The 13,757-nt window shown below is 53.1% G+C and carries 14 protein-coding genes; 7 read left to right on the forward strand and 7 right to left on the reverse strand.

All coding sequences use genetic code 11. From position 1 onward, the window contains the following. Positions 1-8: 8 nt before the first annotated feature. The 4 genes from HV302_RS07985 to yfcG form a co-directional block, all read right to left on the reverse strand. The gene (locus HV302_RS07985) at positions 9-539 is read right to left on the reverse strand and encodes a GNAT family N-acetyltransferase (protein WP_181627172.1); all 531 of its coding nucleotides are present in this window, start codon (positions 537-539) and stop codon (positions 9-11) included. Positions 540-610: 71 nt separating this feature from the next. Further along, positions 611-1,504: a TIGR01777 family oxidoreductase gene (locus HV302_RS07990; protein WP_016153850.1), complete on the reverse strand. Its 894-nt coding sequence runs from the start codon at positions 1,502-1,504 to the stop codon at positions 611-613. Between the two features lie 20 nt (positions 1,505-1,524). Next, positions 1,525-1,887 carry a dihydroneopterin triphosphate 2'-epimerase gene (gene folX, locus HV302_RS07995; RefSeq protein ID WP_016153849.1) on the reverse strand — a complete coding sequence of 121 codons (363 nt, stop codon included), beginning with the start codon at positions 1,885-1,887 and terminating at the stop codon, positions 1,525-1,527. Positions 1,888-1,941: 54 nt separating this feature from the next. Then, positions 1,942-2,577: a GSH-dependent disulfide bond oxidoreductase gene (yfcG, locus tag HV302_RS08000; RefSeq protein ID WP_016153848.1), complete on the reverse strand. Its 636-nt coding sequence runs from the start codon at positions 2,575-2,577 to the stop codon at positions 1,942-1,944. Between the two features lie 134 nt (positions 2,578-2,711). On the opposite strand from yfcG, the gene yfcF reads away from it, so the two are divergent. Genes yfcF through yfcD form a run of 3 tightly spaced genes read left to right on the forward strand, consistent with a single transcriptional unit; the run spans position 2,712 to position 4,574 of the window. Continuing rightward, on the forward strand, positions 2,712-3,356 hold the full coding sequence (gene yfcF, locus HV302_RS08005; protein ID WP_016153847.1) for a glutathione transferase: 645 nt from the start codon (positions 2,712-2,714) through the stop codon (positions 3,354-3,356). A gap of 55 nt (positions 3,357-3,411) precedes the next feature. Beyond that, on the forward strand, positions 3,412-3,963 hold the full coding sequence (yfcE, locus tag HV302_RS08010) for a phosphodiesterase (RefSeq protein ID WP_016153846.1): 552 nt from the start codon (positions 3,412-3,414) through the stop codon (positions 3,961-3,963). Positions 3,964-4,019: 56 nt separating this feature from the next. Beyond that, entirely contained in the window at positions 4,020-4,574 is a 555-nt protein-coding gene (gene yfcD, locus HV302_RS08015) for an NUDIX hydrolase YfcD (protein WP_006683645.1), read from the forward strand. Between the two features lie 56 nt (positions 4,575-4,630). On the opposite strand, the gene yfcC is transcribed toward yfcD, so the two are convergent. The 3 genes from yfcC to ackA form a co-directional block, all read right to left on the reverse strand. Next, positions 4,631-6,151 carry a putative basic amino acid antiporter YfcC gene (gene yfcC, locus HV302_RS08020; protein WP_181627173.1) on the reverse strand — a complete coding sequence of 507 codons (1,521 nt, stop codon included), beginning with the start codon at positions 6,149-6,151 and terminating at the stop codon, positions 4,631-4,633. 200 nt (positions 6,152-6,351) lie between these two features. Then, positions 6,352-8,496: a phosphate acetyltransferase gene (gene pta / locus HV302_RS08025; protein WP_016153844.1), complete on the reverse strand. Its 2,145-nt coding sequence runs from the start codon at positions 8,494-8,496 to the stop codon at positions 6,352-6,354. A gap of 75 nt (positions 8,497-8,571) precedes the next feature. After that, the gene (gene ackA / locus HV302_RS08030) at positions 8,572-9,774 is read right to left on the reverse strand and encodes an acetate kinase (RefSeq protein WP_016153843.1); all 1,203 of its coding nucleotides are present in this window, start codon (positions 9,772-9,774) and stop codon (positions 8,572-8,574) included. A gap of 339 nt (positions 9,775-10,113) precedes the next feature. Here ackA and yfbV point away from each other — a divergent pair, with 339 nt between their 5' ends. The 4 genes from yfbV to HV302_RS08050 all read left to right on the forward strand — a co-directional run bounded on the left by yfbV (position 10,114) and on the right by HV302_RS08050 (position 13,727). After that, positions 10,114-10,569, forward strand: coding sequence for a terminus macrodomain insulation protein YfbV (gene yfbV / locus HV302_RS08035; RefSeq protein WP_016153842.1), 456 nt, complete (start codon positions 10,114-10,116; stop codon positions 10,567-10,569). Between the two features lie 83 nt (positions 10,570-10,652). Continuing rightward, a complete protein-coding gene (locus HV302_RS08040; RefSeq protein WP_016153841.1) occupies positions 10,653-11,147 on the forward strand; it encodes a YfbU family protein in 495 nt (164 codons plus the stop codon). After that, entirely contained in the window at positions 11,140-11,817 is a 678-nt protein-coding gene (locus tag HV302_RS08045) for a sugar phosphatase (protein WP_181627449.1), read from the forward strand. The genes HV302_RS08040 and HV302_RS08045 overlap by 8 nt, the downstream gene beginning before the upstream one ends. Before the next feature lie 77 nt (positions 11,818-11,894). Further along, positions 11,895-13,727 (forward strand): SLC13 family permease, encoded by a 1,833-nt coding sequence (locus HV302_RS08050; RefSeq protein WP_019077293.1) that lies wholly within the window; start codon positions 11,895-11,897, stop codon positions 13,725-13,727. Positions 13,728-13,757: the final 30 nt, after the last annotated feature.

Below are 13,757 nucleotides of genomic sequence, written 5' to 3' on the forward strand. Positions count from 1 at the left end.
CGGAGGCGCTACGCTTTCCGGGCCTGGGATTTTAGCGCGTCGCACTCCAGACGATAAACCCAGTCGTCGTAGGCGATACCATCAATCTCATACGCCTTTTCCAGTACCTGCGTACGCACGAACCCCGTTTTTTCCAGAATCCGTATTGAGCCCTTATTATCCGCCAGTGCGTAAGCATTTATCGCCGTGACCGCCGCGTGCTCGAAGGCGTACTGGCACACCGCGCGTACGGCTTCGTTGGCAATACCTTTCCCCTGCGCCTGTGGCAAGATGGCGTAGCCGAGGTCGGCTTCGTGCGGGTAGAGATGGCTGATTTGCAGACCAATATCGCCGAGCGGCGTCGGGTTGTTGTGCTCGCGGATGACAAAAGTGTGCTGTGCGGCAAGGCGTCTGGCGAATAACAGACGCGTATCTTTCACCGGGGCGATGTTGCCCATATAGCGCATGACTTCAGGACATTCACGTAGTTTCTGGAAAAATGACCAGTCAGAAAACTGAAACAAAGAGAGGGTAAGTCGGGGAGTCGAAATTATCGCCATAACGTCGCCATTGCAGAAATCTGGCCTATAACCTTACCACCACAACGGCGACCGTGAATAGCGCTTAGGGGTTATCGGATGACATCCGCCAGCGCTTCTTCTAAATCGTACCAGCGAAACGCGAAACCGGACGCTTCCAGGCGTTTTGGCAACGCTCGCTGCCCGCCGAGAACCAGCACTGAAGATTCGCCCATCAGCAACCGCATTGCGGTGGCGGGAACGCGCAGAATGGCAGGACGGTTCAGGGCGTGGCCCAGCGCGTGGGCAAACTGCTCATTGTGCACCGGGTACGGTGAAACCATATTGAAGGGACCGCGCAGATCGTTATCCAGCAGCCAGAGAATTCCGTTGACCATATCATCAATATGGATCCAGGCCATATACTGGCGTCCGTTGCCAATTGGTCCGCCTAAGCCAAGACGAAACGGCGGGACCATTTTCGCCAGAATGCCGCCAGCAGAGGCCAGTACCACGCCGGTGCGCAGCATACACACGCGGGTTTTGTCGCTTTGCGCGGTGCTGGCAATTTGCTCCCAGCGGGCGCACAGCTTATGGGTAAATTCGTTATGCGGCGGCTCTTCTTCTGTGACCACCACTTCGCCTAAATCGCCGTAGTAACCGGTAGCGGAACCGGAAATTAGCACTGCGGGCGGTGTCTCGCTGGCATTGATTAAATCGACCAGCTTCTGCGTGATGACCCAGCGGCTCTGACACAGGCGTTCCTTTTGCTGGGCACTCCAGCGCTTGTCCGCAATCGGCTCTCCGGCAAGGTTAATGACGGCATCAATGTCATTGAGATTTTGCCGCTCTTCCAGCCCTTTGGACAGCGTAACCCGGGAGTCGAGAATCTGACGCGCCTTATCTGGAGAACGGGTCACTACGGTTATCTGATGCCCCAGTTCCAGCAAGCGGGGGATCAGATGACGTCCAATCAGGCCAGTACCGCCGGTAATCAGAATCTGCATGTCGCCTCCCGGGTTATGTTTTAGCGCTGCCAGCTCAGCGTCATAGAGACTGAGTCGGCGTAACGTAATGCGTGAAGTTTATCTATCTCTACTTGAGCATAAGTGACCCAGTGATGTTCGCGTGCGATATCGAGCACATCTTGAGTTAATTTTTCTAACAATGAGAAGCGGTTACCCTCCACGTGGGCAATGATGCTCTTGGTGATAGTGCGATAATTCAGCGCGTCGTTGATATCTTCGCTGGTACGGGCTTTGTCTGCCGGATAGTGAATGGCAATGTTGATGACGATATCCTGGCGGTTAAGGATCTCCTCTTCTTTAATGCCGATAAAAGTGCGCAGACGAAGGTTTTTTATACGAATAATTGCGTCAGGTTGTGACATTGCAGGTTTCCTCCATGTATGAACCTTTGCATGATACACGAGAACCGAATCGCGTCACCGCTTCTCACTTTGTGCTTGTTGCATGGCGCGTTCCGTTGCGGGACGCGTACGGATGCGTTCATGCCAGTTATTGACCGCCGGGTAGTTGTCGAGGTCGATGCGCTGACGCTGATGGGCGTGGATCCACGGCCAGCAGGCAATGTCGGCAATGCTGTAGTGATCGCCTCCCAGCCAGGGGGACGTTTCCAGACGTTTATTCATCACGTTGTACAGGCGCTGGGTTTCAACCTGGTATCTTTCAATGGCGTAGGGAATCGTTTGTGGGGCGTAGTGGCTAAAATGATGATTCTGACCCAGCATGGGTCCGAGGCCGCTGACCTGCCAGAACAACCACTGCAGCGTAGTGTGGCGTTCACGTAACTCACCGCTCAGCAGCTTACCGCTCTTTTCTGCCAGATAGAGTAAAATTTCTCCGGACTCAAACAGGCTGATGGGCTTTCCGCCGTCTACCGGGGCACTGTCGATAATGGCCGGGATTTTATTGTTTGGTGAGATTTGCAGAAAATCAGGGTGAAACTGGCTACCTTTGCTGATATCGACATGAATCAGACGGTATTGCAGCTGCGCCTCTTCAAGAAACAGCGTGATTTTGTGACCGTTTGGCGATGGAGTGTAATAGAGATCGATCATTTTCAGCGTCCGTTTTGTCATGAACCGGGTCATAACAAGTATAGAGCCTGTTGGCGTGCGTGAGTTTTCATCAAGTGACAGTGAGAGAAAGACTCTATATTTTGAAGGCAAGCCAATACATTTCAGAGGACATTATGAGCAAATCTGCAATTACGCTGTGGTCAGATGCCAATTTTTTCTCCCCTTACGTGCTGTCTGTTTATGTCGCTCTGCAAGAGAAAGGACTGCCTTTTACGCTGAAAACCGTTGATCTCAACAGCGGCGAACACTTGCAACCTTCATGGCAAGGGTATGCGTTAACGCGGCGCGTGCCGGTGCTTGAAATCGACGGTTTCGAGCTGAGCGAATCATCAGCGATTACTGAGTTCCTGGAAGAGAGTTTTGCGCCGCCGCAGTGGGAGCGTATCTACCCACACGATGTGCAAAAGCGCGCGCGGGCGCGCCAGGTTCAGGCGTGGATCCGCAGCGATCTGATGCCTATCCGTGAAGAACGCTCAACGGACGTGGTTTTTGCTGGCGTGAAGAAAGGTCCGTTAAGCGAAGCGGGAAAAGTCAGTGCGGAGAAATTGTTCGCCACTGCGAGCCATTTATTGAGCCACGGTAAGCAGAATTTATTTGGCGAATGGTGTATTGCCGACTGCGATTTAGCGCTAATGCTGAATCGTCTGGTCCTTAACGGCGATGAGGTTCCCGAAGCGCTTGCAGAATATGCCGCCTTCCAGTGGCAGCGCGCTTCAGTCCAGCGTTTTATCGCGCTTTCAGCGAAGCGTTCCTGCTGAAAAACGGGGCGTAATCCAGTATCATTACAAGGTACTTTTCAACGAGGAGTGAGTGATGAAACTGATGTTCGCATCGGACATTCATGGTTCGTTGCCAGCCACGGAACGCGTACTTGAACGGTTTGCCGCAAGCGGTGCGCAATGGCTGGTGATATTGGGTGATGTTTTAAACCACGGACCGCGTAATGCGCTCCCGGAAGGCTATGCGCCTGCGCAGGTTGCTGAGCGGTTGAATGCGCTGGCAGCGCGGATTATCGCGGTGCGTGGCAATTGTGACAGCGAAGTGGATCAGATGCTCCTGCATTTTCCGATGACCGCGCCGTGGCAGCAAATTCTGACAGAAAACCAGCGACTCTTTTTGACCCACGGGCATCTTTTTGGCCCGCAAAATATGCCGGCGCTCAACGTGGGAGATGTGCTGGTTTATGGGCATACACATTTGCCCGTCGCTGAGCGTCAAGGGGATGTTTACCACTTCAATCCCGGCTCGGTAAGCATCCCGAAAGGGGGCTTTGCGGCAAGTTACGGGATTCTGGATGATAATGTTCTCAGCGTAATGGCACTCAATGATCAAAGTGTTATTGCACAGGTCGAGATTAATCCGTAATTTACCCCACAAACATAAACGCGCCGTAAGAGCGCAAGAAAAAAGAAGGTTTCCTGATGGTGGAACAGCGTCGTTTGGCAAGTACGGAATGGGTGGATATTGTGAATGAAGACAACGAAGTCATTGCACAATCCAGCCGGGAACAAATGCGGGCGCAACGCTTACGTCATCGTGCAACGTATATCGTCGTGCATGATGGTATGGGCAAAATTCTGGTTCAGCGCCGTACTGAGACAAAAGATTTTTTGCCCGGCATGCTGGATGCCACCGCTGGCGGTGTTGTGCAGGCTGACGAGCAACTACTGGATTCAGCGCGCCGTGAAGCGGAAGAGGAACTGGGGATTGCGGGCGTGCCGTTTGCCGAGCATGGGCAGTTTTATTTTGAAGACCAGAACTGTCGCGTATGGGGCGGGCTGTTTAGCTGTGTTTCCCACGGACCGTTTGCGCTTCAGGAAGAAGAGGTTAGTGAAGTTTGCTGGCTGACGCCGGAAGAAATTACCGCGCGCTGCGACGAATTTACGCCGGACTCACTGAAAGCCCTGGCGCTGTGGATGACCCGCAACGCTAAGAATGAAGGGGCGAAAGCCGAAAAGCAGGAAGAAGCTGAGTAAAATCTGCTCATCCGGCCTACAGCGTCGAGAAGTCGTGTAGGCCGGGCAATCGTTTTTTAATGGTAACCCATTATCTGCGCGCCAATTACCACCACGCTGGACATAATAAACAGCAGTCCCAACAGCGTGGCGCCTACCTTCAGCCAGTTACGAAAATCCACCCGACACACGCCTAACGTTGCCATCAGCGATGCCGATGTAGGATAGATAATATGACTGAATCCGTCGCCAAACTGGAAGGCCAGTACGGTGACCTGACGGTTTACGCCAACCAGATCGCCTAAGGGTGCTAATAACGGCATGGTCAATGCAGCCTGACCAGAGCCGGAAGTAACGAAGAAATTAAACACCGCCTGGAACAGCAGCATAAACCACGCCGCGATGGCGTTATCCAGCCCGCTGATGCCGTTGGCAATGCTGTGCAGCAGCGTGTTCAACACGCTGGCTTCCCCCGCTTCTCCATTACCGACCAGCAGTAATATGCCCTTGGCAAAACCGACCAGCAGGGCAGGAGCAATCATCATTCTCGCGCCTTCAGTGAATGAGGAGGCCATGATGTTGACCGTCATGCCGTTGAGACGAAAGACCACGCCGATGATGCCAATTACCAGGCCCATGGTGAAGAACTGACTGGCGATCTCAGGAATAAACCACGCGTTGACGATCACGCCCCAGACAACCCAAATCATTACCGCAGTCAGCACCAGCAGCACCAGCCAGTCGCCCAGCGTGAAGCGTCGTTCCACAACGTCGTCCTGCTGTTCGCGAAAGAAACGGTCGGATTCATGTACCCGGGACAAAAGCGGATTCTTTTTGACGCGCGCCGCATAGGCCAGCGTGAAGGTCAGCCCTATCAGGGTCGCAACCACCCACACAATGATACGCAGACCGGAACCAGAGAGCACCGGCACGCCCGCAATCCCCTGCGCGACGACCACGCAGAACGGGTTCATCCATGAGCTGGCGAATCCAATCTGAGTCGCAATATAGGTGACCAGAACGGTGGTGATACTGTCGTAACCTAACCGTACCATTAACGGTGCGATAATAATGGCAAAGGCGACCGCCTCTTCCCCCATGCCAAACACCGCGCCGCCTAATGAGAAGAGAACAAACAGCACCGGGATAAACAGGACTTCGTTTCCTCGCGTATGGCGGATGAGCGCCAGGATGCCGTTATCGATGGTTCCGGTACGCATAACGATGCCGAATGCGCCGCCAATCACCAGCATAAACATAATAATGCCGACGGCAGTGCCGAATTTAGAGCCGGAGGTTAACCCTTCAAACGGAAAATTCATCAGGCCAGGGCGCTCATCACCGGTGGTGAAAAACTGCACCCGGTGATACTGCTCTTCGCCCGCGTCGTTGGTCAGAATTCGAAAAGAATGGGGGTCGACCACCTTACGGGTTTTGGTTTGTCCATCAACCTGATACTGCACTTCCTGACTGTCGAACATCCCGACGGGAACAACCCATGTCGCCAGACTGGTTAAAATGGCAACGAAAAAAATAATCACCAACGTATCGGGCATCGCCCATTTTTTAGCTGGCTGTGTTTCTGTTACTGCTGACATGAAAGACTATCCCTGTTGCAATGCAAAAGAGGATAAGTATGCAAACAGGAGAATAGTTATTCATTGATGCAGCGCATCCTGGCAAATGTTTCAGAATATGCCAACGGGAAAAACAGGTATAAAAAAACCGGAAATATAAGCTATTTCCGGTTTAATAAGCAGAAGTGTTGCCGGATAAGACATCCGGCACACTCGACAGATTACTGCTGCTGTTGGGAAGACTGGATCGCGGTCAGAGCGATGGTGTAGACGATGTCGTCAACCAGCGCGCCACGAGACAGGTCGTTCACAGGCTTGCGCATACCCTGCAGCATCGGCCCGATGGAGATCAGGTCGGCAGAACGCTGTACCGCTTTGTAGGTGGTGTTACCGGTGTTCAGATCCGGGAAGATGAACACGGTAGCGCGACCTGCAACTGGAGAGTTCGGCGCTTTGGATTTTGCTACGTCAGCCATAACGGCGGCGTCATACTGCAGCGGACCGTCGATCATCAGGTCAGGACGTTTTTCCTGCGCCAGACGCGTGGCTTCACGAACTTTTTCTACGTCGCTACCTGCACCAGAAGTACCGGTGGAGTAGGAGAGCATTGCTACGCGCGGTTCGATACCGAAGGCAATGGCGGATTCAGCGGACTGAATCGCGATTTCTGCCAGTTGCTCTGCAGTCGGATCCGGGTTGATCGCGCAGTCGCCGTATACGTAAACCTGATCCGGCAGCAGCATGAAGAACACGGAAGACACCAGGGAACTACCCGGTGCAGTTTTGATCAGCTGCAGCGGCGGACGGATGGTGTTCGCGGTGGTATGAACTGCACCAGAAACCAGACCGTCAACGTCGTCCTGTTCCAGCATCAGGGTACCGAGAACCACGTTGTCTTCCAGCTGTTCGCGGGCAACGGTTTCGGTCATACCTTTGTTTTTACGCAGTTCGACCAGGCGAGCAACGTAGCTTTCGCGAACCACATCTGGATCAACGATTTCTACGCCAGCGCCCAGCTCAACGCCCTGAGAGGCCGCAACGCGGGTGATCTCATCCGGGTTGCCCAGCAGTACGCAGGTTGCGATACCGCGTTCAGCACAGATAGCCGCCGCTTTAACGGTACGCGGCTCGTCACCTTCCGGCAGAACAACGCGCTTGCCGGCTTTACGTGCCAGCTCGGTCAGCTGATAACGGAACGCTGGCGGAGACAGACGACGGCTGCGCTCAGAGGTCGCGGTCAGGGATTCAATCCAGTCAGCGTTGATGTAGTTAGCAACGTATTCCTGAACTTTCTCAATACGTTCGTGATCGTCAACCGGAACTTCCAAGTTGAAGCTCTGCAGGCTCAGAGAGGTCTGCCAGGTGTTGGTGTTCACCATGAATACCGGCAGGCCGGTTTCAAATGCACGTTCGCACAGTTTAGTGATACGCGCGTCCATTTCGTAGCCGCCAGTCAGCAGCAGGGCACCGATTTCCACGCCGTTCATGGCTGCCAGGCATGCTGCAACCAGCACGTCAGGACGATCGGCGGAAGTCACCAGCAGAGAACCGGCACGGAAGTGCTCCAGCATGTGCGGAATGCTGCGTGCGCAGAAAGTCACAGACTTCACGCGACGGGTATTGATATCACCTTCGTTAACGATAGTGGCGTTCAGATGACGCGCCATATCGATTGCACGCGTTGCGATCAGATCGAAGCTCCATGGCACCGCGCCCAGAACCGGCAGCGGGCTGGATTCTTGCAGTTTAGCCGGATCAACTTTGATCACTTTCGCTTTGGAAGAGTCGTCGAAAATCTCGGACAGATCCGGGCGAGTACGGCCCTGCTCATCAACCGGTGCGTTCAGTTTGTTAACGATTACGCCGGTGATGTTGGTGTTTTTCGCGCCGCCGAAGCTGCTGCGAGTCAGTTCAATACGCTCGTTCAGCTGTTCCGGGGTATCAGTACCCTGAGACATTACGAAGACGATTTCTGCGTTCAGCGTTTTCGCGATTTCGTAGTTCAGAGACTGTGCGAACTGATGTTTACGAGTTGGGACCAGGCCTTCAACCAGTACAACTTCAGCGTCTTTAGTGTTCGCGTGGTAGTTCGCGATGATCTCTTCCATCAGCACATCTTTCTGATTGCTGGACAACAGAGATTCAACGTGGCTCATCTTCAGCGGCTCAGCGGCTGGCAGAGAAGAGTTAGCACGGACGATGCTGGTAGTCTGGTCTGGCGCATCGCCACCGGCACGCGGTTGAGAGATCGGCTTGAAGACGCTCAGACGAACGCCTTTGCGTTCCATTGCGCGGATCACGCCAAGGCTGACGCTGGTCAGACCGACGCTGGTTCCGGTAGGGATCAGCATAATAATACGGGACACGGTTTATCCTCTTTCGTTACCGTCGATGTAGACGGGTTACAAAACAGCACCGCCAGCTAGGCTGGCGGTGTGAAATCAGGCAGTCAGACGGCTCGCGTCTTGCGCGATAACCAGTTCTTCGTTGGTTGGGATAACCACCGCAGGACGGGTACCTTCTTTGTTGATGAAACCAGATTTGCCGAAACGTGCGGCCAGGTTACGTTCGTGGTCAACTTCAAAGCCCAGAACGCCCAGTTTGCCCAGAGACAGTTCACGAACCATCGCTGCGTTTTCACCAATACCACCGGTGAAGACAACTGCATCCAGACGACCATCCATCAGCGCAGTGTAAGAACCGATGTATTTCGCCAGACGGTGACAGTAAACGTCCATTGCACGTTTAGCGTCTTCTTTAGTCGCGTAGTTATCTTCAACATAACGGCAGTCGCTGGTGACTTCGGTCAGACCCAGCAGGCCGGACTCTTTGGTCAGCATTTTGTTGATCTGGTCAACGCTCATGCCCAGGGTGTCGTGCAGGTGGAAGATGATCGCCGGGTCGATGTCACCGGAACGCGTACCCATCACCAGACCTTCCAGCGGGGTCAGACCCATGGAGGTATCAACACATTTACCGTTACGGATAGCAGATACAGAACCGCCGTTGCCCAGGTGGCAAGTGATGATGTTGAGCTCATCAACCGGTTTGTTCAGAATTTTTGCCGCTTCCTGAGTCACGAAGAAGTGGCTGGTACCGTGTGCGCCGTAACGACGAACACCGTGTTCTTTGTACAGGCTGTATGGCAGAGCATAGAGGTAAGACTCTTCCGGCATGGTCTGATGGAACGCGGTGTCGAACACAGCCACGTTTTTGTCTTTCAGATTCGGGAAGGATTTCAGCGCTTCTGCGATACCGATCAGGTGTGCAGGGTTATGCAGCGGTGCAAAAGAGGCTGCGTCTTTGATACCCTGAATAACAGAATCGTCGATAACCACAGAGCCGGTGTATTTCTCGCCGCCGTGAACAACACGGTGACCAATCGCAGTCAGCTGAGCAGACAGTTCTGGTTTTTGTGCCAGAATAGTATTAACGATAAAATTCAGCGCTTCACTGTGAGCGGCGCCTGCACCTAAAGCCGCTTCTTGTTTACCGCCGTCCATTTTCCACTTGATACGTGCTTCTGGGAGATGGAAACATTCGGCTAAACCAGAGAGGTATTCTTCACCGTTTACTGCATCGATGATGGCAAATTTCAGTGAGGAGCTACCGCAGTTCAGAACCAGTACTAACTTACTCGACATGGAAGTACCTATTTATGATACGTGGCTAAAAAAACGTCAGGAAGTCATAGAGCGTAGCGCATGATGACACCGACGTTTATGATTAACATCATGCGCCATAGTCTTTTTGGGCACGATGGAATAAATACCTTTGAGTCTATGTCATTTTGCGTATTTTTCAGCCAATGGCATACTATGTGTCAATTTGACGACTCAATGATTTTGGACTAAAGGCCTTACAGGCCGGCACAGGATACCTGAATGTGGGTATTAAAGACAAAATGTTTTGAACGATGTCCTTTGTAGTTGTTGTTTTGCACAAATTTTTTAATTTTTATATGTGAAGTTGAGGTAACCGCCATGTCGACACCGGATAATCGTTCCGTCAATTTTTTTAGCTTGTTTCGCCGGGGGCAGCACTATGCGAAGACGTGGCCAATGGAAAAGCGCCTCGCGCCAGTGTTTGTAGAGAACCGCGTGATCCGCATGACGCGTTACGCGATCCGTTTTATGCCGCCTATCGCCGTCTTCACCTTATGCTGGCAAATTGCGTTAGGGGGGCAGTTGGGACCGGCCGTGGCGACTGCGCTGTTTGCGCTCAGCCTGCCGATGCAGGGCATGTGGTGGCTGGGTAAACGTTCTGTAACGCCGCTGCCGCCTTCAATACTCAACTGGTTCTACGAAGTTCGGGGTAAATTGCAAGAAGCCGGGCAGGCGCTCACTCCGGTAGAAGGAAAGCCTGATTATCAGGCGCTGGCTGACACGCTTAAGCGCGCCTTCAAACAACTGGATAAAACTTTCCTCGATGATTTGTAATTGACCCCTGATTACGCATATAAAAGAAGGCACAAGATGCCTTCTTTTTTTTCATCGCAGTAGTAGTGATACAGGAGTCCCAAATGGAAATGACCAACGCTCAACGTCTGATTTTGTCTAATCAGTACAAAATGATGACTATGCTCGATCCCACTAACGCCGAGCGTTATCGTCGTTTGCAGACGATTATTGAACGCGGTTACGGCTTGCAGATGCGCGAGCTGGATCGTGAGTTTGGTGAGCTGACGGAAGAAACCTGTCGTACGATTATCGATATTATGGAGATGTATCACGCATTACATGTGTCCTGGACTAATCTTAAGGACGCGCAGGCTATTGATGAGCGTCGCGTGACCTTCCTTGGCTTTGACGCCGCAACGGAAGCCCGTTACCTCGGGTACGTACGTTTTATGGTTAATGTAGAAGGTCGTTATACCCACTTTGATGCGGGTACGCATGGCTTCAACGCCCAGACCCCGATGTGGGAAAAATATCAGCGTATGCTGAATGTCTGGCACTCTTGCCCGCGCCAGTATCACCTGAGTGCGAATGAAATTAACCAAATCATTAATGCCTGAGGGGGCGAGCGTGCAGTGCAAAGGTTTTCTGTTTGATCTGGATGGAACGCTGGTCGATTCCTTACCCGCAGTAGAACGCGCGTGGTGCAACTGGGCCGATCGTTTTGGTCTCGATCACGCCGAGGTGCTCGGCTTTATTCATGGCAAGCAGGCCATTACCTCCCTGCGACACTTTATGTTGGGCAAATCTGAGGCTGAGATCGCCGCGGAATTCACCCGCCTGGAGCAGATCGAAGCGACGGAAACCGCTGGGATCACTGCGCTGCCGGGAGCTGTTGATTTACTCAACCACCTCAATAAAGCGGGTATTCCATGGGCGATTGTGACCTCCGGATCCATGCCGGTCGCACGAGCGCGTCATCGTGTCGCGGGTCTGCCTGCTCCTGAAGTGTTTGTCACCGCCGAGCGGGTAAAAAGAGGCAAACCCGAGCCAGACGCCTATCTGTTAGGCGCCCAGCTTCTGGGTCTTGCGCCACAGGAATGCGCGGTGGTGGAAGATGCGCCCGCTGGGGTGCTTTCAGGACTGGCGGCAGGGTGTCATGTGATAGCGGTCAACGCGCCTGTGGACACGCCGCGTCTGGATGAGGTCGATTTTTCGCTGACCAGTCTGGAACATATTTCTGTGACCAAACAGCCCAACGGCAATGTGGTCGTGGTAAGAAATACCTGAACATGATTTAGCCCCAGATTGTTGGGGCTTTTTTATGGCAGAATCGATCCATCCCTCTCATTTAACAAGGATATGTTGTGAACGGTGAATTGATATGGGTTCTCTCATTGCTGGCGATTGCCGTCGTCTTGTTTGTTACTGGCAGAGTGCGTATGGACGCGGTCGCTTTGCTGGTCATCATTGCCTTTGTTCTGAGCGGAACATTGAGCATCACAGAAGCCTTTTCCGGATTCAGCGATCCTAACGTTATTTTGATAGCGGCATTATTCATTATCGGCGACGGCCTGGTGCGTACCGGGGTGGCGACAGTAATGGGTGCCTGGCTGGTGAAGGTGGCTGGCAGCAGTGAAGTCAAAATGCTGGTGTTGCTGATGATTACCGTTGCCGGACTCGGGGCGTTTATGAGTTCGACCGGCGTGGTCGCCATCTTTATCCCGGTGGTCTTAAGCGTTTCCATGCGCATGGAAATTTCCCCTTCACGCTTGATGATGCCGCTGAGCTTTGCCGGCCTGATAAGCGGCATGATGACGCTGGTGGCGACGCCGCCGAACCTGGTCGTCAACAGTGAACTGTTACGTGAAGGACTTAACGGGTTCAGCTTTTTTAGCGTTACCCCGCTGGGGCTGGTGGTTCTGGTTCTCGGCATAATTTATATGCTGCTGATGCGCTTTATGCTCAAGGGAGAAGATTCCAGACAGCCGGGAGACGGCTGGAAACGCCGGACCTTTCGCGATCTGATTAAAGAATATCGCCTGACCGGGCGCGCGCGTCGGCTGGCGATTCGTCCCGGTTCTCCTATGATTGGCCAGCGTCTGGATGATCTGAAGCTGCGTGAGCGCTACGGGGCAAACGTGATTGGCGTGGAACGCTGGCGTCGCTTTCGTCGCGTAATAGTCGACGTTAACGGGGTTTCTGAGTTTCGCGCCCGTGATGTATTGCTGATTGATATGTCTGCGGCCGATGTCGACCTGCGTGAATTTTGCAGTGAACAGTTTCTGGAACCAATGGTACTGCGCGGCGAATACTTCTCCGAGCAGGCGCTTGATGTGGGGATGGCCGAGATCTCTCTGATCCCTGAATCGGAATTGATCGGCAAAACGGTACGGGAAATCGCTTTTCGTACCCGCTACGGGCTGAATGTCGTTGGGCTGAAGCGCGATGGCGCGGCTCTGGCTGGAGCGGTGGTGGATGAGCCATTGCTGATGGGCGATATCATATTAGTGGTGGGCAACTGGAAGCTCATCACACTGTTGGGACAAAAAGGGCGTGATTTTGTCGTGCTGAATATGCCAGAGGAAGTCAGTGAAGCTTCTCCGGCGCACAGCCAGGCACCGCATGCGATTTTCTGTCTGGTGCTGATGGTTGCTCTGATGCTCACTGATGAAATTCCCAATACGGTGGCTGCGATCATCGCTTGTCTACTGATGGGGAAATTTCGCTGTATTGATGCCGAAAGTGCCTATAAAGCGATTCACTGGCCAAGCATTATTTTGATTGTCGGGATGATGCCCTTCGCGCTGGCTTTACAAAAAACCGGCGGTGTCGACTTGGTGGTGAAAGGGCTGATGGATGTCGGTGGCGGGTATGGCCCGTATGTGATGTTGGGCTGCCTGTTCGTGCTGTGTGCGACTATCGGGTTATTTATCTCCAACACCGCGACGGCGGTGCTGATGGCGCCAATCGCGCTGGCGGCTGCAAAGTCGATGGGCGTTTCACCGTATCCTTTTGCGATGGGGATTGCGATGGCAGCATCCGCAGCCTTTATGACACCGGTCTCTTCGCCGGTAAACACTCTGGTGCTCGGACCTGGCAACTACAGCTTTAGCGATTTCGTGAAGATTGGCGTACCGTTTACCATCATTGTGATGGCGGTGTGCGTGGTGATGATCCCGATGCTGTTTCCGTTTTGATGTTGTTGGCGGATGGCGACGGGGATATCT

This window comes from Citrobacter sp. RHBSTW-00859 (assembly GCF_013729795.1).
GTDB classification, from domain to species: Bacteria; Pseudomonadota; Gammaproteobacteria; order Enterobacterales; family Enterobacteriaceae; genus Citrobacter; species Citrobacter braakii.

Bases quoted from the DNA above. Each gene is read 5' to 3' on its own strand.
- HV302_RS07985 (WP_181627172.1), bottom strand. From the start codon at position 539: ATGGCGATAATTTCGACTCCCCGACTTACCCTCTCTTTGTTTCAGTTT.
- HV302_RS07990 (WP_016153850.1), bottom strand. From the start codon at position 1,504: ATGCAGATTCTGATTACCGGCGGTACTGGCCTGATTGGACGTCATCTG.
- folX (WP_016153849.1), bottom strand. From the start codon at position 1,887: ATGTCACAACCTGACGCAATTATTCGTATAAAAAACCTTCGTCTGCGC.
- yfcG (WP_016153848.1), bottom strand. From the start codon at position 2,577: ATGATCGATCTCTATTACACTCCATCGCCAAACGGTCACAAAATCACG.
- yfcF (WP_016153847.1), top strand. From the start codon at position 2,712: ATGAGCAAATCTGCAATTACGCTGTGGTCAGATGCCAATTTTTTCTCC.
- yfcE (WP_016153846.1), top strand. From the start codon at position 3,412: ATGAAACTGATGTTCGCATCGGACATTCATGGTTCGTTGCCAGCCACG.
- yfcD (WP_006683645.1), top strand. From the start codon at position 4,020: ATGGTGGAACAGCGTCGTTTGGCAAGTACGGAATGGGTGGATATTGTG.
- yfcC (WP_181627173.1), bottom strand. From the start codon at position 6,151: ATGTCAGCAGTAACAGAAACACAGCCAGCTAAAAAATGGGCGATGCCC.
- ackA (WP_016153843.1), bottom strand. From the start codon at position 9,774: ATGTCGAGTAAGTTAGTACTGGTTCTGAACTGCGGTAGCTCCTCACTG.
- yfbV (WP_016153842.1), top strand. From the start codon at position 10,114: ATGTCGACACCGGATAATCGTTCCGTCAATTTTTTTAGCTTGTTTCGC.
- HV302_RS08040 (WP_016153841.1), top strand. From the start codon at position 10,653: ATGGAAATGACCAACGCTCAACGTCTGATTTTGTCTAATCAGTACAAA.
- HV302_RS08045 (WP_181627449.1), top strand. From the start codon at position 11,140: ATGCCTGAGGGGGCGAGCGTGCAGTGCAAAGGTTTTCTGTTTGATCTG.